The organism is Arenibacter algicola, assembly GCF_018860365.1.
In the GTDB taxonomy this organism is placed as follows: domain Bacteria; phylum Bacteroidota; class Bacteroidia; order Flavobacteriales; family Flavobacteriaceae; genus Arenibacter; species Arenibacter algicola_B.
Window position 1 is genome coordinate 73,403 of sequence record NZ_JAHKPO010000001.1, and the last position, 23,152, is coordinate 96,554.

Here is a 23,152-nt window from a genome sequence, read left to right on the forward strand (position 1 = left end):
ATATGACATCGAAGACCATTGCAGAAGGTATATTAAGGGCTCTTGGAATTATTGTAGCCATTGTACTTCTATTGGCTTTCTTATATAAAATTAGCGCGGTTCTAATATACATCGCCATAGCGGCAGTAGCCAGCTTGATAGGACGGCCCATTGTTTTATTTTTTCGTCAGAAGTTAAAATTCAATAATACCGTAGCTGTTATAATAACTATGATATTCCTTGTTGGGGTCGTTGCGGGAGTTATTGCCTTATTTGTACCCCTGCTTATTCAACAGGGACAGAACCTGTCCTTACTCAACATAGATGCCTTACAGACCAATTTGGAGGACCTCTACCGCCAGCTCCTGCAATATATTGGGGTTAAATCCGAGGATTTGGAACAAAGCATTAAGGATTCACATTTGTTTTCTAACCTTAATTTTGGGATTCTTCCAGATTTCCTGAACTCCATAATCGGCATATTGGGGAGTTTCAGCGTAGGACTGTTTTCTGTGCTCTTTATAGCTTTCTTCTTTTTAAAGGACAGTAAGCTTTTTGAAGCATCCATACTTACCCTGATCCCTGATAACAAAGAAAATAGATTTCAACATTCCATGGAAACCATCAAAAATTTACTTTCCCGGTATTTTGTTGGCCTGGTGTTCCAAATCCTGATCCTCTTTGTTATTTATTCCATTGTCCTTTTCATTTTTGGAATCGAAAATGCCATAGTAATCGCCTTTCTCTGTGCCCTTCTCAACCTTATTCCCTATATAGGCCCTATTATTGGAGGGATATTAATGGCGGTTTTAACCATGACCAGTAACGTGGGAGCCGATTTTAGTTCCGTTATTTTACCCAAAACCGGCTATGTAATGATTGGATTCATTATTGGCCAATTGGTAGACAACTTTTTTTCACAACCCTTCATTTTTTCCAACAGTGTAAAGTCTCACCCCTTGGAAATTTTTCTGATCATCATCATCGGAGGCCTGCTTCTAGGGGTCACTGGAATGATCATAGCAGTACCTGGGTATACGGCCATAAAAGTAATCTTAAAGGAATTTTTCAACGAGAATAAAATTGTAAAATCCCTTACAAAAAATTTATAATCCCACCTTGAACAAGAATATTCTAACATCTGAAATTCAGGATTTTATAATTGAAAATTTAAGGACCGAGCTTATTGCCCTTTTATTAAAACCTTTAAATATTGAAGGTGTTACCAACAAGGAAATCGCGGAACAAATTGAAGCCAAGAACAGATGCAAGGACAAGCTTCCTATTTGGTATGGCACTCGCAATATATACTACCCCAACAAACTAAATATTGAACAGACCTCCTCCGAAACCACGGCTCAATATAAAGCTGGAGTAATAAGTGGAACAGCACTTTTGGACATGACCGGCGGCTTTGGGGTTGACAGTTATTTTTTTAGCCTTCGTATAGAACAGGTCCATCATTGCGAAATGAACCGTGACCTATCTGAAATAGCCGAATATAATTTTAAGGTTTTAGGACGGACCAACATCCATACCCATGCCATGGATGGCATAGATTTTCTAAAAAATTCAGAAATTGATTTCAATTGGGTATTTATTGATCCATCCCGTAGACATGATGCCAAAGGAAAGGTTTTTTTGTTGTCGGATTGCATTCCGAGTGTCCCAGATAATCTAGAAACCATATTGGCCAAGGCGAGGAAAATAATGATAAAAACCTCCCCTCTACTAGACCTGTCCGCCGGTCTTAGTGAGTTGCACTTTGTTAAGGAAATTCATATTGTGGCGGTTAAAAATGAAGTAAAGGAAATCCTTTGGATATTGGAAGAAGGCTATAAAAAAGAGGTATTGGTAAAAACGGTAAACCTAAACGGCTCGGCAATGGAACAGTTCAGCTTTTCCCATGAAAATGAAAAATTAGCGATCTCCAACTACTCCGATCCCTTAGAGTATTTATACGAGCCCAATTCGGCCATCCTAAAGTCGGGGGCCTTTAAGACCGTTGGAGATAGATTCAATATGTATAAATTACATGATCACTCACATTTATACACTCACGATCAATTATTGGATTTTCCGGGCAGGAGGTTCAAAGTTGTAAAGACCATTCCTTTCAATAAAAAAGAATTACAAAAACTAGAGATAAAAAAAGCAAATATTACCGTGCGGAATTTTCCGATAAGCGTGGCGGAAATAAGGAAAAAATTTAAAATTAAGGATGGCGGAGAAACGTATCTGTTTTTTACCACTAATCCTCGGGGTGAAAAGATTGTAGTGGAATGTTGCAAAATATGAGACTTCCCTCGTGATACGTATTCGAAAGCTACAACAAAACAACTCAGTTCATAGTAACCCAAAACAGTCATTCTAAACTCACGTTTTTAAAAAATTGTCCAAAATCACTAATATAAAAGTGAGCCCGTATTTCAATGGATAGGCCTGCCTAACGGCTTGTAAGAGAGCTTTTGCGACGAATCATCCCGATGAATAGAAAGGTTTGCGTTTCTCACCCCTTCCGTCTTCTCCTTTGTCGAAGCCACCTTATCCTCCCGCGGAAAACGCGGGACAGGCCTAAATAGGGGAAGGAGCAGTTTTTAATATTTATTGTTGTGATAAGTTTAATAATTTTTGGCTCCTTCCCTTGGATAAGGGAAGGTGGATACTCGGCTATGGGCCGAGGAGACGGAAGGGATTGGTAGCCTATTGAAGTACAGGTCAATGCATATACAAGGTTTGGATGCAAACCTCAACTCCCCTTTTTACAAAGGACATGAAATACGGAAGTAATCGAGGAATCACTTAAACAATTTCAATCACAATCCCATTTAAAATTGGCCACTTTATCATTGGAGGCAGTACCCAAATTGTAATGCCACCACTCCGTTCTAATGGACCAAAATCCATATTTCTCCATGGTTTCCTTTAAAAGCAGCCTATTATCCAGGATATTCTTGGGCAAATCCAAATTATCATGGTAAGCCCTTTTTCCAAAAAAATCAAAATCGGTCCCCATATCCAACTCCTTCCCTTCCAGGGTTACCAAAGTAATGTCCACCGCGCCACCCTTGTTATGTATGGACCCCTTAACAGGATTGGCTACATACTGGGGATTGGGGACTATGGCCCACATTTTATATTGTACATCATTTGGACGATAGCAATCGAAAAACTTTATTTTAAATCCTTTGTCCATGAATTCCTTATTGGCCAAAAGCAGTGCTCTGGCAGTTTTAACCCTAGTGTAACATTCCGCACAATCGTAGACCTTGGCCTTTAAAAAATTGTTTTCGGTAGCATAGCGCAGGTCGTACACAAAATCATCACTATAATCGGCCAACCTTACAAACAGGGTATCGGCCAAACCTTCAAGGGATTTTAATTTGGGTATTGGCTCTTCTTCTTTCTTTCCGACATCGATCATTAATGAATCCCCAACCTCCAATTCGGTTTCAACATCATTCTTTATATTCTTGTTTACAGCGACTTCCTTACAACCAAAAACAAGAGCCATTGCCAAAAGTGCCATTCCCTTATAAACTGTGCGTTTCCCATTCATATATTCCAGAGCCAATTGTTATTCTTTTTATTCCCCAGGGTAAATATGCTTCCCCACAACAAATAAACAAAAAAGCCCCGAAACAGGGGCTTTTTATATCTAATAGGAATTGCAAACAACTACTGATTCTTCCCTATTACCAATTTCTAAAGGACCTATGTTAAAAGATTACCCTTTTCGTCCCATGTAGCGATTTCGTTTCTGGTACTCTGATCGATACATTTGGCGACCCATTCGGGATCATAATTCACCCCATGCTGATCCAGCACGTCCTGCGGAACCCCATCCCACACGTTGGGTGTATTTCCTTTATAACCCAGTTCGGCAACCCCTACTTTGGAGGAATAATAGCCACAAACCGTTAATCCGCGCATCAGATAGAAAAATTGTATTTCTAGAGGTTGCACGTCCAAGGATTTATTGGGATCATGGTAACAGATAGTATCCAATATCTGCTTTTGCTGGTCCAAGGTGGCCAATTTAAATTCTGTTCCGAAATCGGCATTGCTCTTATGGTCCAACCACATTAACCCTCCTTTAAGTGTCAGCTGTAACTCAGGGATGTCCTTGCCCATGAACTCTATAAATTCTGGGACCTCTGCCTCAATAGGTCCTCCATTAGGTTCTCTGGGAGGAAGTATCACTGTGCTCAATACTGCTATGGTTTCCATCTCATGTTCGGTAAAGAGCTGTTCTGCATTTAATTTTTCAATCAGCTCCAACTCCTCGGGGGTACGGCCAAAATAATGGGTGTTTTCTGCAGCAGCTACGGCCTCCTTTGCTGTATCGGGCCCATCTGTCTTGCAGCCATGAAAGGCCAATGCAGATGCGCCCGCACCAAGAATTATTGTCTGTATACTCTTTCTTCTATCCATGGTCTAGATATTTTGCATTTTTAATTGTTCTATAATATAATCACTGGCGCGCCAAGACAATGCCAAAATGGTCCAAGTACAGTTCTTATCCGCTTGGGAGGTAAATGGTCCCGCATCAACTATAAAGACATTCTCCACATCGTGCAATTGATTAAATTTATTTGTGACCGATGTTTTGGGATCATTGCCCATTCTAGTGGTTCCAACTTCGTGGATAATACGACCAGGAGCTTCCAACCCATAATCGCGATCTTTGCCCGGCTTTTCCCCTAAAGGCTCTGCCCCTATATTGTGAAAAATCTCCTCAAAGGTGTCCTGCATATGCTTGGCCTGATTTTTCTCAAATTCGGACCATTTGTAATTGAACTTCAATACGGGAATACCAAATTGATCCACGGTGGTAGGGTCTATTTCACAATAGTTCTCCTTACGGGCAATACCTTCACCCCTTCCTGCAATACCTAGTACAGATCCGTAATATTTTTTTACATCGTCCCGTAAGCTATCCCCATAACCCCCTACTTTGAGCCCAAAGAATTTATTGAACTCATTGGGGTTGAAACTAAAACCATAACCAGGCATCTTCATGCCTCCACCAACTTCAATATGATAGCCTCTTGGAAAATCCAACTTGGAGTTATCCCCCCACCAAGGAGAATACACATGGTTACTACCTACTCCGTCTTCATTATAGGATACTTTTCTGTTCATCAACGCCGGTACAAAGGCAGCTCTGCTGGCCCCAGTGGAATCGTGCAAATATTTACCGACGAGGTCACTGCTATTTCCCAATCCGTTAGGATGTTGTTTACTTTTCGAATTCAAAAGAATACGGGCAGAACTACAGGCGGAAGCCGCCAAAACCACAACCTTGCCCCTTAATTTGTACTCTTTTCTATCGTCCTTACTAATGTATGATACTCCTGTTGCCTTTCCCTCTTCATTGGTGGTTACTTCCCTCACTACACAATTGACGAATAATTTAATTCGGCCCCCGCTTTTTTGCGCAGGGAATATAAGACAACTTCCTGATGAGAAATCGGCATAGACGGAACAGGAACGGGAACATTGTCCGCAGTAAAAACACACACCACGTTCCGTATTAATTCTTTTGGTAAGCATGGAAAGCCTTCCTGGAATAGTAGGTATTCCCGCCTTTTTGGCCCCATTTATATAGAAAATTTCATGTAATCTTGGTTTTGGCGGAGGAAGAAAAAATCCATCCGGATCGTTTTCCAGGCCTTCATTGGTGCCAAACACCCCGATTAGTTTATCTACCTTATCATAATAAGGTTTTACATCCTCATAACCTATAGGCCAGTCCTCACCATGACCGTCCCTGGTCTTCCCTTTAAAATCCTTTGGCCCAAAACGCAGGGAAATCCTCCCCCAATGGTTGGTACGCCCTCCCAACATATGCGAACGGAACCAATCGAATTCGGTACCAGGCTCACGGGTATATGGTTCTCCTTCTATTTCCCAACCGCCATAAGCAGCATCAAATTCCCCAAATGCCCTAGTGGTTCCGGCTCCTCTTCTGGGAGATTCATAATTCCATTTTAACTGATTCATGGTTTTGGGGTCGGCCGGGTCAAAAAATGGTCCAGCCTCTACGACCGCCACATTAAGGCCGGCATCGGCCAATTGCTTTGTGGCCATACCGCCACCTGCACCCGAACCAACGATTATTACATCATAAATTTCTGAGGATTCTTTTATCTGCATATTGGAATGAATTAATTATGAACTTCAATATAGATTTAAAACGAAATCAAATTAGAATTTTTTATCCAAACAACCTGAAAATTCATGTATTTTGATATAAAACCATCAATAATTGATAATATGTCATTAGAAGGGACAAATCCTTGGAAGGGACATTTAAAATTACAGTCCCATTCCTTTGTTTGGAACCCTTTGGAAAATACAAAAAGGCCCCTAATGGAGGCCTTAAAGGTCAATATCAATAAATGGAATCTAGATTATTTTAAACCTTCCAAATACTTTAAACTTTTAGGAACTTGATCCACAACCCTGGAACACTCGTCCTCTATGAACATATACTTAATGCCCAACTTTTTGGCTTCGGCCACAACACCTGCTATATCTACCTCTCCTGTTCCCAAAACCACATTGGTTTCCACATCTGCATGGCCGGTATCATCTTTTTTGGTACCTTTTTCCATATCTTTCAAATGCAATAAAATGAATTTAGAAGGATACTTTCTAAGCAATTTAAGGGGGTCCTCATCTCCATGATGCACCCAATAAACATCCATTTCAAAATCGAAATATTTGGCATTCTGCGCCATATAATCAAATAGGGTCCCATCCTTATAGGGCCTAAATTCAAACCCATGTGCGTGATACGCCAATTTTAATCCGTTATCCCTTAAAATCTTTCCAGCTCTATTAAACACCTCAACAGCCTTTTGGGTATCCACGATACCAAAATTATTGCCATCGTGTGGGATCCATGCACACATCACATAGGTGGCACCATAACTTTTGGCCTTTTTCACAACCTCCTCAGGCGCATTGGCCAAATCGTTGAACCCAGCGCCAATACTGACCACCTTTAATTTATTTTTGACAAGCAGGCCTTTAAACTCCTCCTCCGGCATCCCATAGGTATCTCCTCCTTCCAAAATGGTAATACCCCAGTCATTTATCAATTTTAAGGTACTTGGAATATCTTCCTTAAACTGATTTCTCAGGCTGTACAATTGTAACCCCACCTCTTGGGCCGTAACATTTGTAGTTCCGAAAAAAACCATGGCGATTAAAAATAACCATAGGAGCTGTAATTTCTTCATCTTTTATAAAATTACTTATATTCCTTGTGCAAATTAATAGGCTCTAGGTCAATAAATTACCTTCGTCATCCCATTCTGCCATATCGTTACGCTTACTTTGGTCCACACATTTGGCGATCCATTCCGGATCATAGGATTTTCCATGCTTGGCCAGAACATCTTCCGGCACTCCGTCCCATACATTGGGGGAATTACCTTTATACCCCAAATCCTCAATACCTTCCTTAGAGGTATAATATCCGGTAACGGTTAAATTGCGGATCAGGGAAAAGAATTGTTGCTCGTATGTTGGATTTTCCTTGTCCGGAAACGCAATAGCATCCAAAATCTCTTTCTGCTGTGCCTCGGTAGCCGTTTTAAACTCCACTCCGTAATCTTTATTGCTTTTATGATCCAACCACATTAGACCACCTTGCAGCGGAGTTTGATAAGCAGGGATATCCTTGGCCATGAATTCAATAAAATCTGGCACTCCAGCATCGGTAGCACTACCATAGGTTCCGTTGGAGGGCAAAATTAAAGCACATAAAACACCCAAAGTAGCCATTTCATGTTCATTAAAAAACTGTTCTGCGTACAGTTTTTTCAGCAACTCTTTTTCCTCCGGGGTCCTCCCGAAATGCTTTTCTTCTTGTACCAGGGCCTCTGCAGCTCCAGCCTCCCCTTCTGTTCCGGGCTTACATCCATTTATTGCCAATCCACCTGCTACACCACCAAGAATAATGGATTTTATACTTTTTCTTCTATCCATAATACTAGATATTTTGTTTTTTCAATTGCTCAATTATATAATCTGAAGTCCTCCAGGCCAAGGCCAAGATGGTCCAAGTAGGGTTCTTATCCGCTTGGGAAACAAAGGGTCCTGCATCAACAATAAAAACATTATCCACATCGTGCATTTGCTCCCATTTATTGACTACAGAAGTTCTAGGATTATCTCCCATCCTGGTGGTACCTACCTCATGGATTATTTCCCCTGGATTAAGCAAACCATAATCGCTATCTTTTCCTGCCGGTTTACCTATGACCTGTCCGCCCATATTGTGGATTATTTCCGCAAAGGTTTCTTGCATATGCTTGGCTTGTAAACGTTCGTGATCGGACCACTTATAATTAAAACGCAAAACTGGAATACCAAATTCATCAACCTTTCCTGGGTCAATTTCACAATAGTTACTTTCCAAGGCTATAGATTCGCCACGACCGGCAAATCCGATCATTGCTCCGTAATATTTCTTTACATCCTCCCTAAGGACATTGCCATAGCCACCAACTTTTTCACCAAAGAACTCATTCAAGGCATTTGGGTTAAATCCGAAACCGTAGCTTGGCATTCCCATTCCTCCCCATATTTCTATATGATAACCTCTGGCGAAATCTAGCTTCTTATTGTCCAACCACCAAGGAGTATAAACATGCATCCCTCCTACACCATCTTCATTGTATGTCTTTCTATTCATTAGTTCAGGAACAAATCCTGTCATTCCACCTCCTGTGGAGTCATGCAGGTACTTCCCTACCACACCGCTACTGTTGCCCAGTCCGGCCGGATGTTGCTTACTCTTTGAATTTAACAGGATTCTTGCAGTACTACAGGCAGATGCAGCCAGGACAACAATTTTTCCTTTTAATCCATACTCCTTACGATCCTCCTTGTTTACATAAAGTACCCCAGTGGCCTTACCTTCCTCATTGGTAGTTACCTCCCGCACCATTGCGTTAACAAAAAGGTCTATTTGGCCTCCATTCTTTTGCGCAGGGAAGATTAAGCAACTCCCTGATGAGAAATCGGCATATATCTGACAAGACCTGCTACATTGTCCGCAATAAAAACATACCCCGCGATCCTCATTTATCTTTTTTGTAACCATGGACATCCTGGAAGGAATTACCGGAACGTTGGATTTCCTGGCTCCATCTATATAATACAGTTCATGCAATCTCGGTTTTGGAGCAGGAAGAAAAAATCCATCCGGTTCGTTTTCCAAACCTTCTTTAGATCCAAAAACACCAATTAACTTATCTACCTTATCATAGTACGGTTTTACATCTTCATAGCCTATAGGCCAGTTTTCCCCAAGACCATCAATATCCTTGTGTTTAAAATCGCGTTGGCTGAAACGCAAGGAGATACGTCCCCAGTGATTTGTTCTCCCACCCAACATACGCGATCTAAACCAATTAAATCTTGATCCATTTTTTTGGGTATAAGGTTCCCCTTCAATATCCCAACCACCATATGCAGCATCATATTCCCCAAATGCCCTAGTTGTACTTGCACCTCTACGAGGAGATTCATACGGCCATTTCAACTGTGTAATTTGTTCCGGGTTTTTGGGATCAAAAAATGGACCCGCTTCTACTACGGCCACTTTTAACCCCGCCTCGGACAATACTTTTGTGGCCATACCACCACCGGCACCGGACCCAACTATGATGACATCATAAATAGTTGATGATTCTTTTATCTGCATACTTTGAAGAATTAATTTTGAAGCTCAATATAAGTTTAAAACGATATTAAATTAAAATTTTTTATCCGAACAACCTTAAAATTCATGTAATTTGACACAAAACCATGGATAATTGATAAAATACCATTGTCAAGGACATTAATTGAAAAACATGGAGCCAAGATTGATTTCCAGAACAGTTGTGTTAAGTCCTTCCCTTAATTAAAGTAAACCTTATCCTTAAAAATTCTTCAATTGCTCCAAAGCCTCCTTAGTCGTAGCTACAGGAAGCTTGCAGGTATGATCCTGACAAACATAAATATAGGTCCCATCATCCGCATAACGCCCTTTGAACAAAGGCATTTCACTATCTTTATTGCTGCCCACAATTAAAGTATTGGGCAAATTGTTCAGTTTTGAAAAATACGACAATTGATTTCAATTATCCTAGAATTAAACAAAGTTCTATGCCTATTAAACTGTTAATTTTCAACTGGAACCTGCTTTTTCTGCTCCAAGAACCAATCGTAAAGTTCATTGTTTTCATAGGCCTTGTCCCAAGCATTATGACCTACACCCTTGTAAATGGTAAAATCTACATTGTAACCCATTTCCTTTAATTTAGCGACCATTTCAATGGATTCCGATATGGGGATCGACTTATCCTGATCACCATGAAATACCCTAATGGGCATATTTTTATTTATCCATGAGGCATAGGGCACAGGAGTCATTCCACAAACCACGGCCAAAGCGGCAAATTTATCCGGATATTGGACCGCCATTTCCCAAGCTGCACCCCCACCCCTACTAAGGCCGGTAAGGTAAATCCTATTTTCGTCCACTTTATTGGTAGCAATGATACTATCCAAGAGTTGATTTACAGCCCTAGTGTTCCACCACATTTTTTCTTGGGGATTCTGCGGGGCCAAGATTAGAAAAGGAAATTTCTTGCCCCCGGAAATAAGTTTTGGGGGTCCATTTCGCTTCACGGATTTTAAATTTCCCCCGGATTCTCCCCCGCCATGTAAAAAAAGCAATAGGGGAAACTTTTCCTCTGGATTTACCTCATAATTACCTGGGTAATACAGATAATATCTCAAGGTTTCGGAGGTAACAACCTCCATTTCGGAATTGATCAGTTCTGGAGAAGACTGGGAGGCGCAGCCTTCAAAAATAAACAGGCAGCAAAAAATTAAAACTATTGTTTTCATTTGTTCTTTTATATTGTTCGACTTAGGACTCCCCATGTTTCTTAAAGGCCATATCCCGGTAATTTCTTTGTTATCAATTGGCATTCCAAATTGGTTGAAAATCCGCAAATTGATGCATTTTTCTTTAACTTACCCCTTGTTTATACTTTTATTTAACATTCACGTTTATTCCTTAAACAAAAAATAGGATAATAGTTATAAATGCCTAAATGTATTTTCTTTTCGGGTTTTCGTTTTACTTTGGTACATTTATCGAGCAAACAAAAAATTTAGTATGAAGAAAGTCATCACTTTCGGGGAGATCCTCCTAAGACTGTCTACTGAAAGACACCTTCGGTTTTCACAGGCCACCAATTTCAATGCTACCTATGGGGGTGGCGAGTTTAACGTAGCGGTATCCTTGGCCAATTATGGTTTTAATGCGGAATTCGTTACGCGTTTGCCAAAGAACGATATAGGCGAATGTGCCCTACAAGAAATTAGAAAGCATAATGTGGCAACCACCAATATTCAGTTTGGGGGAGACCGTCTGGGCATTTATTTTTTGGAAACAGGTGCTGGTACCCGGGGAAGCAAGGTAGTCTATGATAGGGCCAGCAGTGCCATTGCAGAAATAGAGCCTAACAGCATAGATTGGATAGCAGTATTTAAGGATGCCGACTGGTTTCACTGGAGTGGGGTTACCCCGGCAATTTCCAGTAAGGCGGCGGCTGTATGCCTGGAGGCGGTCAAGGCTGCCCATAAATTGGGGATTACCATTTCATCGGATTTGAATTATCGTTCCAAATTGTGGAAATACGGGAAAGAGCCAAAAGATATTATGCCTGAACTCTTAAAGTACAGCAACGTTATTTTAGGGGATTTGGATACTGCATTTTTCATGACAGGTCAGGAAAAGCAAGATCCGGATTATCAGGATATGGATTCCTTACCAGAACTGTACGACCTACTTTACAAAAGCTCTCCGGACCTAAGTTATGTGGCCACAACATTACGTTATTCCGTAAATGCTTCCCATCAAAAAATAGGAGGCATCCTATATGATGGAAAAAAGATACACTATGCAAAAATCAGAGAGGTAACTCCGGTAGTAGACCGTGTAGGAAGTGGCGATGCCTTTATGGGAGGCTTGATATATGGGCTTTTACAAGACAAAATAGATAATCAAAAAACAATCGATTTTGCCGCAGCCGCCTGTTGTATCAAACATACCATTACAGGAGATTTCAACTTGGCCACCCTTGAAGAAATTGAGCAATTGGCAGGAGGAAATTCCTCTGGAAAAGTAAGCAGATAAAACAAGTATACCTTATGTCACAGTTTTCAAGAATTGAAGTAGCTGCATTAATGAAAGAAACGGGACTTGTACCCTTGTTCTATCATCCGGATGTGGAATTAGGAAAAAAAATATTAAAAGCATGCTACAATGGCGGTGCAAGATTAATAGAGTTCACCGCACGTGGGGATTTCGCCCATGAAGTCTTTGCCGAACTTAATAAATTCGTCATTAATGAATTGCCGGAAATGGCCGTAGGTGTAGGATCAATAACCGATGCAGCAGCCGCTTCCCTTTATATGCAAATGGGTGCCAATTTCATTGTAACCCCTTCCCTGCGAGAAGATATTGCCATAGTCTGTAATAGAAGAAAAGTATTATGGAGTCCAGGATGTGGCTCCCTTACAGAAATAAACAAAGCTGAAGAATTGGGCTGCGAAATTATAAAATTATTCCCTGGCGCCAATTTTGGACCAGACTTTGTAAAAGCCATTAAAGGGCCACAACCATGGACCAGTGTTATGCCAACGGGCGGTGTAACCTTGGAAGAGTCCAATTTAAAGGGTTGGTTCAATGCAGGGGTTACCTGTGTAGGTATGGGTAGCAATCTAATTAGCAAAACGGTAGTAGAAAATAAGGATTACAATGGTTTGGAAAAATCGGTAAGGGAAACATTGGCCCTTATCAAAAGAATACGGAACTAGGAATAATACCCTTCGTTTGCCTACCCATTTTGGTATTGAAATAGTAAAACCTCTGATTTTCATAAAAATCAGAGGTTTTTTTAGATATCTAAATAATGTTTTCCTAGGGAAGGAAAGTTGATTTACTTTAAAGGGATCTCCTTATACCCAATTCCAACCCCCTTAACTCTGCAAGTCCTCTAAGCCTGCCTATGGCAGAATACCCCGGGTTGGTTTTTTTCCTAAGGTCGTCCAACATTTTATGACCGTGATCTGGCCGCATTGGCATCCTCAAATCTTTTCTTCCTGCAGCACTTCTCTTTTGCTGCTCCTCCACCAAGGCTTTTAGCACTCCGAACATATCTACATCCCCTGCCAAATGATCGGCCTCGTGAAAATTACCTTTTTCATCACGCTGTGTACTTCTCAGGTGCATGAAATGTATACGATGCCCCAAGCGCTTTACCATACCCACCAAATCGTTGTCCGCTCTAACGCCAAAAGACCCGGTACAAAATGTTAATCCGTTATTGGGACTATCCACCGCCTTATAGAGATCAAGAATGTCCTGCTCCGTACTTACCACCCTTGGCAACCCCAAGATTGGATAAGGTGGATCATCGGGATGTATACACATACGCACCCCTTCTTTTTCGGCAATAGGAATTATACTCTGCAAAAAAGAGAACAGATGTTGCTTTAGTTCCTTGGCCCCAATTTGGTCATAGGTTGCCAAAATCTTATTAAACTCCTTTAAACTATAGCCTTCTTCCGCTCCGGGAAGTCCTGCTATAATATTCTGCACCAATTTCTTTTGATCCTTCTCCGAAGTTTTTTCCAAATATTCCTTGGCCGCTTTCTGCTCCTCCTCAGTGTATGATTTCTCTGCACCGGGACGTTTTAACAAGAACAGTTCAAAAGCAGCAAAAGCGTCCTTTTCAAACCTCAAAGCCGTAGACCCATCCTCCAGCTCATAATCCAAATTGGTACGTGTCCAATCCAACACCGGCATAAAATTGTAACAAATAGTATCAATCCCACAGGATCCCAAATTGGTAATGGTGGTCTTATAGTTTTCCACATACTTCTGAAAATTGCCCTGTTGCGTCTTAATACTTTCATGAATGGGAACACTTTCTACAACAGACCAGGTCAAGCCCACAGCCTCTATCTCCGCCTTTCTCTTTTTAATTTCCTCCACTGGCCAAACTTCCCCATTGGGAATATGATGTAGGGCAGTAACCACACCGGTAGCTCCGGACTGTTTAATATCCAGTAAAGAAACAGGATCTTTGGGCCCGTACCATCTCCAAGTATTTTCTAAAGTCAAACTCATTAATATTATTTTTAAAAATAAAACATTACTCCATTGGCGGCATTGCGACAATATTTTTTAACCACTTGGTCTTTAAAGTAAATAATTTACCAAGATATTAATTTTAAAAGTATTGCACAGACCATTTTGTGAAAGATTAAAAAAGTATCACAAAATATAATTTATTCTTAAACTTGATTAAAATTCCTTATCTTTTTTAGGCATTTAAATACTTTGTACTACTTTTATCGATTCAACCAAAAATGAACAAAAAATCTAGCTCTCCATGATTAAAAGTAAAATCGACAAGGTTACCAGTTTTGAAAAACGGTTTGAAAAAATCAACACGGTCATCTTCGAGTCTTCCGAGGTTGCGTCCAAAGCAGCAGCAGCTGAAATTGCGACATTGATCAAGAAAAAACAAAAGACGAATGAGATGTGTGTCCTTGGCCTTGCCACTGGTTCCACTCCAAAAAGGCTTTACGCCGAACTCGTACGTTTGCACAAGGAAGAAAACCTTAGCTTCAAAAATGTGATAGCCTTCAACCTGGATGAATATTATCCAATGGAACCGGATGCCATACAAAGTTATGTGCGTTTTATGAAGGAATTGCTCTTTAACCATGTGGACATTGAACCAGGAAATTATCATATTCCCGATGGTACATTGGAAAAAAAGGATATTGCGGATTACTGTAAGGAGTATGAAGCCAAAATAGACGCTTTGGGCGGAATAGACCTTCAAGTCTTGGGTATTGGTGGTAATGGCCATATTGGTTTCAACGAATCCGGATCCCTTCCCAATTCCAAAACCAGGCTGGTTACACTGGATCATATTACAAGAGTTGCGGCGAGTAAAGATTTCCAAGGATTGTACAACACCCCTAAAACAGCTATTACACTTGGTATAAAGCAAATAATGCAGGCCAAGCAAGTTGTCCTTATGGCTTGGGGAGAAGGGAAATCCTCTATCATTAAAGCTTCTGTAGAGGGTCCTATTACGGAACAGGTACCGGCATCCTACTTACAGGAGCATCCAAACAGTATTTTTATCCTTGACAAAGGTTCATCTTCAAAACTTACCAGGATAAGCACCCCATGGATCGTAGAGAAGGTAGAGTGGGATGAGAAAATGATCAAAAAAGCCGTTGTTGGACTTGCGTTAAGATTGGAGAAACCGGTGTTAATGCTAACTGAGGCCGACTATATTGAAAACGGTATGAGCGATTTGTTGACCGAAGTTGGGGACGCCTACGACATTAACATTAGAATTTTTAATAAACTACAACATACCATTACCGGTTGGCCCGGTGGTAAGCCAAATGCCGATGACAGTAACAGACCGGAAAGGGCAAATCCGGCCAAAAAACGCGTACTTATTTTTAGTCCGCACCCAGATGATGATATCATTAGTATGGGGGGAACGTTCATGCGTCTGCAAAACCAAGGCCATGAAGTACATGTAGCTTATCAGACTTCCGGAAATATAGCTGTAGCCGATGACGAAGCCCTGCGATTCTCGGATTTCGTGATAGATTACAACCGTTCCTTTGGTCTGGACAACAGAAAATCCGTTGAGATATACAAAAAGGCAACGGAGTTCATCAAGAACAAAAAGACCAGCGAAATTGACATTGAAGAAGTAAGAAACATAAAGGGTCTTATACGTAGAAGTGAGGCCAGGGCAACGAGTTATTACGTTGGACTTACGGACGAGCAGATACATTTTAACGACCTGCCTTTCTATGAAACCGGTACCATTGAGAAAAATCCTCCGGGAGAGGAAGATATTAAAATCACTATGGATTTGATCGAAAAAATTAAACCGCACCAAATATATGCTGCGGGCGATTTGGCGGATCCACATGGTACCCATAAGGTGTGTTTGGACATTATTTTTGAGGCCCTAAAGCGACTTAAGACTAAATCCTACATGAAGGATTGTTGGTTATGGCTGTACCGTGGTGCATGGCAAGAATGGGATATAGAAGATATTGAAATGGCAGTACCTATGAGTCCAAGTCAGGTTTTGGCGAAGCGCTATGGAATTTTCAAACACCAATCCCAAAAAGACGGTGTAGTATTCCAAGGGTCGGATTCTAGGGAATTCTGGCAACGTGCCGAGGACAGGAACAAGGAAACGGCTACCAAATACGATGAATTGGGATTGGCGCATTACGCCGCCATGGAAGCCTTTGTCCGTTACAAATATTAACGCAAAACTAATTTACATACAAAAAAAGGCTGCCCAATGGGCAGCCTTTTTTATATAGCATATAAATGCTGTCTAAAATTCCAATTCAAAGTACAAACTACTTGCTTCGTTTTCATCGGTAATATCTTCACCTTTTAATACATCTCCGGTACTGTTCAACAGTTTTAGATTAAGTTTCCAATACCCCGTCATGGTCAAGGACAGTTTTCCGTTATACGATTTGGTGGCAGCATCATAAGTTAAATCTTCATTGTTGGGGGAACTATGGTTACCCATACTAGGCATACGTGGATCAAGTGTTACGGAATAATTTTCCACAATGGGAAAACTCATCATACTTTCCATTTTAAACAGCATGGCCTGTATATCGTTAATGGCAACTTCTGGATCCGTTGGCTCAACCATGGCCAAAACGTACCTTACATCATCACTTCCCATAAATACAGAAACCTTTTGTTTACCATCGCTTGGCGCCGTAACATCTACGGTTTCTGTTACCGAAAATTCCTGCCCCTCTACCTCGTAAGTAAAGGTTATGTCCCAGAATTCATCCGCGTTTCCCGGCATCTGAAATACAATATACCCCTTGGCCACCGTGTCGTAATCATCCGTAATACTTAATTCGGATGTTGGACAGGAATGGTTCATACTCATCATATGCATTACGGGCATCCATGTAATCTCAGGATTGGCATAATACGTATCATCGGCATTATTTTTAATACGTACAAAAAGTTCGTTGTATCCGGTCGTAAAACCCGTTTTCCCCTCGGAGTACAGTTCCAGACTGTGGCCATTTGCCTCAATATTTGTTACCAAATTAAATTCGGCCAAAGGATCTACTTCATTTTTTGGTGTATCGTCCCCATCAGATGAACAGGATATCAACCCTATAGCAGCTATTAATGTTACCAAACCTAGTTTTATTGTTTTCATATGTTTATTTTTTTTTTAATTAATTGAATAAGAAAGTGTTAAGAAGAAGTTTCGCCCCATACGTGGGATGTTTTTCCAATCGGTATAGGTGGAGTAGTTTTCATCAAAAATATTCTCTACCCCGAACTTCGCATACATGGAATCGTTGTTAAATTTAAAAGTCTTGCCAAAGGTCAAGGAAAAAACCGTATAGGCCTGTGTTTGATCTTCCCCGAAAGCCGGGTTATAGTTCACTTGTTTTCCTGATCCGGTTATCCTTAAGGCCGCTGAAAATGACCTATTGTCAAATTGAAAACCTGAGCGGTAAGAAAATGGACTTATAAAAGGTATGTTGCCACCGTTATTGTCCGTACCTAGATGATAGGAGATCAATCCGGACCATTTCAGTTCTGGCAGAATGGCGTATTCCATATCCAAGGAAGTGTTGAACAAATTGGCGTATTCCAGGTTCTTGTAGATCTTTACTCCCTCCGCCCCTATGGTCATTACACTAAGGGAAGGATCTACTTCCCCTATGATATAATCCTTGATATGGAAAAAATTAGCCTCGGCACTGAGCTTAAACTTGGATTTTTCCCAAGAGATCTTGGTATTGGCCTCCATGGATTTTTCGTTGGCAAGTCCCGGGTCCCCAATATAATCATGGTTATCGAAGCTGTTGAACAAATAAAACCCATAGCCTTCGGTCACGGAAGGCGCCCTATCACCATAAGAAAGTCCCGCATTAATATGCCATGGCATCCACATTTTATGCCATTGCCCAGAAATACTTTTCAGGAACCGAGTTTTGGATTTCTCCATCTCCGGATAAAAAATCTTTAGACTATTCAATCCAAACTCGTCCGCAACATTCTGGTTCTGAACGGTCATCCTGGTCGCTATTTTAAGAGAACTACCATTCAGATCCAGCTCATCCTCCGCATAGACCCCACCATTGGCGGTGCGTACATCGGGCCAGGTGAGCATAAACATGGGCAACTCATTTGGGTCATTGGGGTACATTGTCATTTCTGCCAAGGATTTATTGTAATACCCATCTACCTTAAATAAAAATTGATGCTTTTTGGCCTGCAGTGCTGCTTGGGAGTAAAAGCCATAGGTATCGCTCCAACCCGGCATATCCATGTGGATGGGTACATCTGGCCGTTTGGTATCGTCCATGACATGGGTTACTTTATTAAAATATAGCTTGGATTTCCAATTGCTTAAACTGCCCCATAGAGCATCCTGCTCAAAACCTACAGATGCAATGATGGCCCTTGCCAAGGAAACGTCCATAGTCAATGCAGGATAACCTACATCCCTGGCCTCATCGTAAATAAGGCTCGCTGTCAGTGCTTGATCTTCGGCAATTTTATAGCCCCCATTGGCGGAGAAATTATATTTCTCAAATTGGGAGAACTCAACTTCTTCATCGCCCCCGGCAAAATAATTTTCTGCCTTGCGATAAATAATATCCGTATCCAGGTAGAAATTGGAATTAGAATAATTAAGTTCGGCCCCAACAACACTCATTTGGTTGTTGCTTTCAAAACCTGTCTCCACTCCACCATATAGTCCCGTTTCCTTAAAATTCCCCCGATCGAGCTCCAAATTAATGGCCCCACCAATGGTGTTTCCGTGTTCGGTGCCCTGCTGGCCGGAAGCTATATGCGCCTGTGATAAATTGGACACATCCACATAGGAGGTTACGGGGTCCATCTTGTCTGTACATGCTCCAAAAATCCTCATTCCATCAATAGTTACAGAAAGACGTTCCGAAAACATATTGTTCAAAGTAGGTTCCCAGGCATAAGCTCCACGTTTCACCATATCTACCTTTTTAGAGGATTCCAGATACTCGTCCAAAGTAGAGAGGGGTTTGGGCTGGCGGTGGTAATCCAAAGTCTTTCTGGCCGAAATAAGAATAACTTCGTCCAAATTGATCGTTATGATCGAATCCTTTGGCAAAACCAACTCCTGTGCACCAATGTTAATGGGAAAAATAAATATCCCCAACAACAACACCCAAATGTATATAGGTCTGCTTGTTTCCATAAGTATTGTACACACCTTATGGACACATTTAAAAATGTTCATTTGATTTATTTAGATAATACAATTCCTTTAAGACGCCATAAGCCCTGTACAAGGATTAGAATAAGCACCCAATACCTTTATGACGATGATTGAATTATCCCAGCTCTGGTGGCTGTGCAATATCTGTAGTATATAGTCCGGGAATCAAAGTTTGGATTCCCTTATAATTGTTTTGAACGGTAACACCCCATTCATTGGCCGAGCCAAGAACGAATAATGGGCCGAATGAAGAAATGTACTGGATTTCCAAATTGAATCGTTTGCCCTCAAACGGATTTTTATCGCTTCCCTCCGATTCTTTGGCCAATTGTTTTGCCAGGTAACATTTACCATCGCAATGCAAGGAAGGGGTAGCCCTGTTTTCGCACAGATTCTCAACAATATAATCGTAATTTACCGCATATTCAGCTATAGGCCAAAGTGGCTTTATCAGCATAATTATAGCGACAAATAAGATTAAATGTTTCATTATTAATTTTCAAATTGATACAATCCCTCCTGACAAAAGACTGCAATATTTAAAATACTGCACAAATATAATGCATCTTTAAAACATAAAAAGATGACAATTGTCAGGTAATGAACTAATTTGTTTTTATTCAATTTAAATAAGCAATTAAGTAACCACTGTTACCTAATTTAATTTTTTGTTATTTAATTTTAAGCCAAAATAAACCTTAAGTTTTTTTCATGGAGGATATGCTCTTTTACGATAGAATGCAATTTGCCTTTACTATCACCTTCCACTATTTGTTTCCACAACTTACCATGGGCCTCTCCCTGATCATCGTTTATTTTAAATGGAAATTTCTTAGAACCCGAATTGATCATTATAATGATGCCGCCAAATTCTGGATGCGGATCTTTGCCCTTAATTTTGCCATGGGGGTTGTTACCGGAATACCAATGGAATTTCAATTTGGGACCAATTGGGCCAAATTTTCCGAATTGACCGGGGGAATCATTGGGCAGACCTTGGCCATGGAAGGGATGTTCTCCTTTTTTCTGGAATCTTCCTTTTTGGGTCTATTTTTGTTCGGCGAGAAATTATTGGGACACAAATTGCACTTTGTAACTGGTTTCTTGGTTTTTTTAGGTTCCTGGGCCAGTGGCTTTTTAATTATAGCCACACATTCCTGGATGCAGCATCCGGTAGGATATGAAATATTAAGTAATGGCAAATTTGTCTTGAACAATTTTGGTGCCTTATTCTCTAACCCTTGGCTTTTACCCTCCTATTTGCACAATCAGTTGGCCAGTTTGGTAACCGCATCTTTTGTAATGGCTTCCATAGGGGCCTTTTATATTTTGAACAACAAGCACAGTAGTTTCGGTAAGCTTTTTGTTAAGACCGGGGTAATATTTGGACTTGTATCCTCTGTATTGGTAGCCTTCCCAACTGGAGATTGGGCGGCAAAAAATGTGGTGGAACATCAGCCTGTTACTTTTGCGGCCATGGAAGGACTATTTGAAACCCAGGATGGCGGATCGGAAATTGTGTTGATTGGCCAGCCCAACGTGGTCGACAAAAAATTGGACAATAAAATTGCGGTTCCCAATATACTAAGTTTTTTAACCTACAAAAAATGGGATGCAGAAGTAAAAGGATTGAACGAATTTGAACCGGAAAACTATCCCACCAATATTCCTGGATTATATTATGCCTATCATATTATGGTTGGTCTGGGCACACTATTTATAGGGATAATGGCGTTGGGGGCCTTTCAGCTATGGCGTAAAAAACTATACGGTACCAAATGGATTTTGTGGTCCCTGCTGTTCTTCCTCCCCTTTCCCTATATTGCCAATACCACTGGTTGGTATACCGCAGAATTGGGTAGACAACCCTGGTTGGTATATAACCTACTGCGCACTTCGGAAGGAATTTCCCCAACGGTATCCTCCGGAAATACTTTGTTCACCTTATTGGGATTTATTGGATTATATCTATTGTTGGGAATGCTATTTTTGATACTTGTAGGTAAAATTATTAATAAAGGACCTGTAACCGCTGAAGCTTAACTATGGAATTATTCTGGTACGTTGTTTTAATGAGTATGTTGGCCATCTATGTAGTTTTGGATGGTTATGATTTTGGTGCGGGAATAGTGCATTTATTTTTCGCAAAAAAAGAAAAGGACAAGAAGGCCATTACCAATGCCATTGGCCCTTTTTGGGATGCCAATGAAGTATGGATAATCGCTTCGGGAGGTGTTCTTTTCTTTGCCTTTCCCACCTTATACGCCTCTTCATTCAGTGGGTTTTATCTGCCGCTGATCATGATTCTATGGTTGCTGATCTTTAGGGCTATAGGCTTGGAACTCAGAGGTCAGATCCATAACAGATTATGGGAGTCGGTGTGGGACAAAGCCTTTGGAATTGCCAGTTTTCTCTTGGCCCTTTTCTTTGGTATTGCCCTGGGCAATGTTGTTAGGGGCGTAAATTTAGGAATGGTGGAAAATGGTGTCTCCGCCCATGAAGCCCACTATTTTTTTCTCCCGTTATGGAATCCCACTTTTAGTCCAACTGCAGAACATCTAGGAATTATTGATTGGTTTACCATTTTACTGGGGCTGGTCGGAGTGGTCACCCTAACCATCCATGGCGCAAATTGGATAATCTACAAGACCAATTCGGACCTCAACAACCAATTAAGGACCGTTATTTTTAGACTCAATTTCGTCCTACTCGCTTTGGTAATCCTCTCGCTTGTGGTTTGGCATGTAATTGCCCCCAGGCCCTTTCATAATTTTATGGAAACACCATGGCTGTGGATTTTTCCATTGTTGACCCTAATAGGCCTATTCGGACTTTTCCTAATAAAGACCTTTAAAAAGGATGGGGCAGGATTTATATTCTCCTCCCTATTTATCCTTGGAGGTTTTGCCTCCACCGCAGCATCTATTTTTCCAAAGCTCCTGCCATCTACCAATTCTGTAAATCCATCCTTGACGGTTTACAATGTAGCGGCAGATGAATACGGCCTTTCAGTAGGCATAAATTGGTTTATAATTGCCGTTATCCTTCTAATTGCCTATATATTTATTCAATATAGGGTATTCAAAGGAAAAATGGACGATATAGGCTACGGGGAGCATTAGTATTAAGAACCATATACCTCCATTAAAAACTGTAATAATTATTTATTTAGGATAAATTTGTCCGAAATAAGAATAAGCATTATATTTGTAACGATTTAAATATAAAATCAATATGTTTTCAAAGGCCTGCGAGTACGGAATTAAAGCAACTATATACATAGCTGTTAAATCTATGCGGCAAGAGCGCGTAAGCCTTAAAGAGATAGCGGAAGAGGTAGATTCTCCTGTGGCATTTACCGCAAAAATATTGCAATCATTGGCAAAGAGTGGAATCATAGATTCCCATAAGGGTCCAACTGGTGGATTTCAGATCGAGGAAACCAAAATAGATACCATTAAATTGCACGATATAGTACATGCCATAGACGGTGACAAAATATTCGTTGGCTGTGGTCTGGGTCTGGAACAATGTGATGCCAGTCAACCCTGTCCTGTCCACGATAAATTTGTGGGAATCAGGGACAATCTAAAGATTATGCTGAAAAATACAAGCCTTTATGAATTGGCCACAGGCTTGGAAATTGGTCTAACCCATCTGAAAAGATAAAAATTTAAATCAATAAAAGATAAAAAGGTATTAAACTCTTTAACTAAAATAATTACGAACAAGCCCATGTTGTCAATAATATCATTAAATCAATAACAATCCTT

20 protein-coding genes are annotated in these 23,152 nt (G+C 40.7%); 8 read left to right on the forward strand and 12 right to left on the reverse strand.

Going from position 1 to position 23,152, the window contains the following annotated elements:
• The first annotated feature begins 2 nt into the window (after nucleotides 1-2).
• Together KO529_RS00315 and KO529_RS00320 are read left to right on the forward strand one after the other, a co-directional pair.
• Nucleotides 3-1,091 (forward strand): AI-2E family transporter, encoded by a 1,089-nt coding sequence (locus KO529_RS00315; protein ID WP_215945959.1) that lies wholly within the window; start codon nucleotides 3-5, stop codon nucleotides 1,089-1,091.
• Nucleotides 1,092-1,098: 7 nt separating this feature from the next.
• Nucleotides 1,099-2,277 carry a class I SAM-dependent methyltransferase gene (locus KO529_RS00320; protein ID WP_215945960.1) on the forward strand — a complete coding sequence of 393 codons (1,179 nt, stop codon included), beginning with the start codon at nucleotides 1,099-1,101 and terminating at the stop codon, nucleotides 2,275-2,277.
• 514 nt (nucleotides 2,278-2,791) lie between these two features.
• On the opposite strand, the gene KO529_RS00325 is transcribed toward KO529_RS00320, so the two are convergent.
• The 8 genes from KO529_RS00325 to KO529_RS00360 all read right to left on the reverse strand — a co-directional run bounded on the left by KO529_RS00325 (nucleotide 2,792) and on the right by KO529_RS00360 (nucleotide 10,896).
• Nucleotides 2,792-3,553 (reverse strand): M15 family metallopeptidase, encoded by a 762-nt coding sequence (locus tag KO529_RS00325; protein ID WP_252734267.1) that lies wholly within the window; start codon nucleotides 3,551-3,553, stop codon nucleotides 2,792-2,794.
• Nucleotides 3,554-3,693: 140 nt separating this feature from the next.
• Nucleotides 3,694-4,413 carry a gluconate 2-dehydrogenase subunit 3 family protein gene (locus KO529_RS00330; RefSeq protein WP_215945961.1) on the reverse strand — a complete coding sequence of 240 codons (720 nt, stop codon included), beginning with the start codon at nucleotides 4,411-4,413 and terminating at the stop codon, nucleotides 3,694-3,696.
• Nucleotides 4,414-4,416: 3 nt separating this feature from the next.
• Nucleotides 4,417-6,138 carry a GMC family oxidoreductase gene (locus tag KO529_RS00335; RefSeq protein ID WP_215945962.1) on the reverse strand — a complete coding sequence of 574 codons (1,722 nt, stop codon included), beginning with the start codon at nucleotides 6,136-6,138 and terminating at the stop codon, nucleotides 4,417-4,419.
• A 257-nt stretch (nucleotides 6,139-6,395) separates the two neighbouring features.
• A complete protein-coding gene (locus KO529_RS00340) occupies nucleotides 6,396-7,229 on the reverse strand; it encodes a sugar phosphate isomerase/epimerase family protein (RefSeq protein ID WP_252734268.1) in 834 nt (277 codons plus the stop codon).
• A gap of 43 nt (nucleotides 7,230-7,272) precedes the next feature.
• Nucleotides 7,273-7,980 (reverse strand): gluconate 2-dehydrogenase subunit 3 family protein, encoded by a 708-nt coding sequence (locus KO529_RS00345; protein WP_215945963.1) that lies wholly within the window; start codon nucleotides 7,978-7,980, stop codon nucleotides 7,273-7,275.
• A gap of 4 nt (nucleotides 7,981-7,984) precedes the next feature.
• Nucleotides 7,985-9,703: a GMC family oxidoreductase gene (locus KO529_RS00350; RefSeq protein WP_215945964.1), complete on the reverse strand. Its 1,719-nt coding sequence runs from the start codon at nucleotides 9,701-9,703 to the stop codon at nucleotides 7,985-7,987.
• A 219-nt stretch (nucleotides 9,704-9,922) separates the two neighbouring features.
• Nucleotides 9,923-10,087 (reverse strand): hypothetical protein, encoded by a 165-nt coding sequence (locus KO529_RS00355; protein ID WP_215945965.1) that lies wholly within the window; start codon nucleotides 10,085-10,087, stop codon nucleotides 9,923-9,925.
• Between the two features lie 77 nt (nucleotides 10,088-10,164).
• Nucleotides 10,165-10,896: a prolyl oligopeptidase family serine peptidase gene (locus KO529_RS00360; protein ID WP_215945966.1), complete on the reverse strand. Its 732-nt coding sequence runs from the start codon at nucleotides 10,894-10,896 to the stop codon at nucleotides 10,165-10,167.
• A 274-nt stretch (nucleotides 10,897-11,170) separates the two neighbouring features.
• On the opposite strand from KO529_RS00360, the gene KO529_RS00365 reads away from it, so the two are divergent.
• Together KO529_RS00365 and KO529_RS00370 are read left to right on the forward strand one after the other, a co-directional pair.
• Complete coding sequence (locus KO529_RS00365; protein WP_215945967.1) at nucleotides 11,171-12,193, forward strand: sugar kinase; 1,023 nt, start codon at nucleotides 11,171-11,173, stop codon at nucleotides 12,191-12,193.
• Between the two features lie 14 nt (nucleotides 12,194-12,207).
• Nucleotides 12,208-12,876 (forward strand): bifunctional 4-hydroxy-2-oxoglutarate aldolase/2-dehydro-3-deoxy-phosphogluconate aldolase, encoded by a 669-nt coding sequence (locus KO529_RS00370; RefSeq protein ID WP_215945968.1) that lies wholly within the window; start codon nucleotides 12,208-12,210, stop codon nucleotides 12,874-12,876.
• Between the two features lie 127 nt (nucleotides 12,877-13,003).
• Here KO529_RS00370 and uxuA read toward each other — a convergent pair whose 3' ends face one another.
• Complete coding sequence (uxuA, locus tag KO529_RS00375) at nucleotides 13,004-14,191, reverse strand: mannonate dehydratase (RefSeq protein WP_215945969.1); 1,188 nt, start codon at nucleotides 14,189-14,191, stop codon at nucleotides 13,004-13,006.
• A 265-nt stretch (nucleotides 14,192-14,456) separates the two neighbouring features.
• Here uxuA and nagB point away from each other — a divergent pair, with 265 nt between their 5' ends.
• The gene (gene nagB / locus KO529_RS00380; RefSeq protein WP_215945970.1) at nucleotides 14,457-16,385 is read left to right on the forward strand and encodes a glucosamine-6-phosphate deaminase; all 1,929 of its coding nucleotides are present in this window, start codon (nucleotides 14,457-14,459) and stop codon (nucleotides 16,383-16,385) included.
• Between the two features lie 72 nt (nucleotides 16,386-16,457).
• Here nagB and KO529_RS00385 read toward each other — a convergent pair whose 3' ends face one another.
• The 3 genes from KO529_RS00385 to KO529_RS00395 all read right to left on the reverse strand — a co-directional run bounded on the left by KO529_RS00385 (nucleotide 16,458) and on the right by KO529_RS00395 (nucleotide 19,869).
• A complete protein-coding gene (locus KO529_RS00385) occupies nucleotides 16,458-17,321 on the reverse strand; it encodes a hypothetical protein (RefSeq protein WP_215945971.1) in 864 nt (287 codons plus the stop codon).
• Between the two features lie 15 nt (nucleotides 17,322-17,336).
• On the reverse strand, nucleotides 17,337-19,358 hold the full coding sequence (locus KO529_RS00390) for a TonB-dependent receptor (protein ID WP_215945972.1): 2,022 nt from the start codon (nucleotides 19,356-19,358) through the stop codon (nucleotides 17,337-17,339).
• Nucleotides 19,359-19,494: 136 nt separating this feature from the next.
• Nucleotides 19,495-19,869 carry a hypothetical protein gene (locus tag KO529_RS00395; protein WP_215945973.1) on the reverse strand — a complete coding sequence of 125 codons (375 nt, stop codon included), beginning with the start codon at nucleotides 19,867-19,869 and terminating at the stop codon, nucleotides 19,495-19,497.
• A 221-nt stretch (nucleotides 19,870-20,090) separates the two neighbouring features.
• On the opposite strand from KO529_RS00395, the gene KO529_RS00400 reads away from it, so the two are divergent.
• The 3 genes from KO529_RS00400 to KO529_RS00410 all read left to right on the forward strand — a co-directional run bounded on the left by KO529_RS00400 (nucleotide 20,091) and on the right by KO529_RS00410 (nucleotide 23,048).
• Nucleotides 20,091-21,422 carry a cytochrome ubiquinol oxidase subunit I gene (locus KO529_RS00400; RefSeq protein WP_215945974.1) on the forward strand — a complete coding sequence of 444 codons (1,332 nt, stop codon included), beginning with the start codon at nucleotides 20,091-20,093 and terminating at the stop codon, nucleotides 21,420-21,422.
• A 2-nt stretch (nucleotides 21,423-21,424) separates the two neighbouring features.
• Nucleotides 21,425-22,501, forward strand: coding sequence for a cytochrome d ubiquinol oxidase subunit II (gene cydB, locus KO529_RS00405; protein ID WP_215945975.1), 1,077 nt, complete (start codon nucleotides 21,425-21,427; stop codon nucleotides 22,499-22,501).
• Between the two features lie 112 nt (nucleotides 22,502-22,613).
• Nucleotides 22,614-23,048, forward strand: a complete 435-nt coding sequence (locus KO529_RS00410) for an RrF2 family transcriptional regulator (RefSeq protein WP_215945976.1) — start codon at nucleotides 22,614-22,616, stop codon at nucleotides 23,046-23,048.
• The last annotated feature ends 104 nt before the right edge of the window (nucleotides 23,049-23,152 follow it).

Bases quoted from the DNA above. Each gene is read 5' to 3' on its own strand.
- uxuA (WP_215945969.1), bottom strand. From the start codon at position 14,191: ATGAGTTTGACTTTAGAAAATACTTGGAGATGGTACGGGCCCAAAGAT.
- KO529_RS00350 (WP_215945964.1), bottom strand. From the start codon at position 9,703: ATGCAGATAAAAGAATCATCAACTATTTATGATGTCATCATAGTTGGG.
- nagB (WP_215945970.1), top strand. From the start codon at position 14,457: ATGATTAAAAGTAAAATCGACAAGGTTACCAGTTTTGAAAAACGGTTT.
- KO529_RS00385 (WP_215945971.1), bottom strand. From the start codon at position 17,321: ATGAAAACAATAAAACTAGGTTTGGTAACATTAATAGCTGCTATAGGG.
- KO529_RS00340 (WP_252734268.1), bottom strand. From the start codon at position 7,229: ATGAAGAAATTACAGCTCCTATGGTTATTTTTAATCGCCATGGTTTTT.
- KO529_RS00335 (WP_215945962.1), bottom strand. From the start codon at position 6,138: ATGCAGATAAAAGAATCCTCAGAAATTTATGATGTAATAATCGTTGGT.
- KO529_RS00395 (WP_215945973.1), bottom strand. From the start codon at position 19,869: ATGAAACATTTAATCTTATTTGTCGCTATAATTATGCTGATAAAGCCA.
- KO529_RS00370 (WP_215945968.1), top strand. From the start codon at position 12,208: ATGTCACAGTTTTCAAGAATTGAAGTAGCTGCATTAATGAAAGAAACG.
- KO529_RS00315 (WP_215945959.1), top strand. From the start codon at position 3: ATGACATCGAAGACCATTGCAGAAGGTATATTAAGGGCTCTTGGAATT.
- cydB (WP_215945975.1), top strand. From the start codon at position 21,425: ATGGAATTATTCTGGTACGTTGTTTTAATGAGTATGTTGGCCATCTAT.
- KO529_RS00330 (WP_215945961.1), bottom strand. From the start codon at position 4,413: ATGGATAGAAGAAAGAGTATACAGACAATAATTCTTGGTGCGGGCGCA.
- KO529_RS00345 (WP_215945963.1), bottom strand. From the start codon at position 7,980: ATGGATAGAAGAAAAAGTATAAAATCCATTATTCTTGGTGGTGTAGCA.
- KO529_RS00365 (WP_215945967.1), top strand. From the start codon at position 11,171: ATGAAGAAAGTCATCACTTTCGGGGAGATCCTCCTAAGACTGTCTACT.
- KO529_RS00390 (WP_215945972.1), bottom strand. From the start codon at position 19,358: ATGGAAACAAGCAGACCTATATACATTTGGGTGTTGTTGTTGGGGATA.
- KO529_RS00410 (WP_215945976.1), top strand. From the start codon at position 22,614: ATGTTTTCAAAGGCCTGCGAGTACGGAATTAAAGCAACTATATACATA.
- KO529_RS00360 (WP_215945966.1), bottom strand. From the start codon at position 10,896: ATGAAAACAATAGTTTTAATTTTTTGCTGCCTGTTTATTTTTGAAGGC.
- KO529_RS00400 (WP_215945974.1), top strand. From the start codon at position 20,091: ATGGAGGATATGCTCTTTTACGATAGAATGCAATTTGCCTTTACTATC.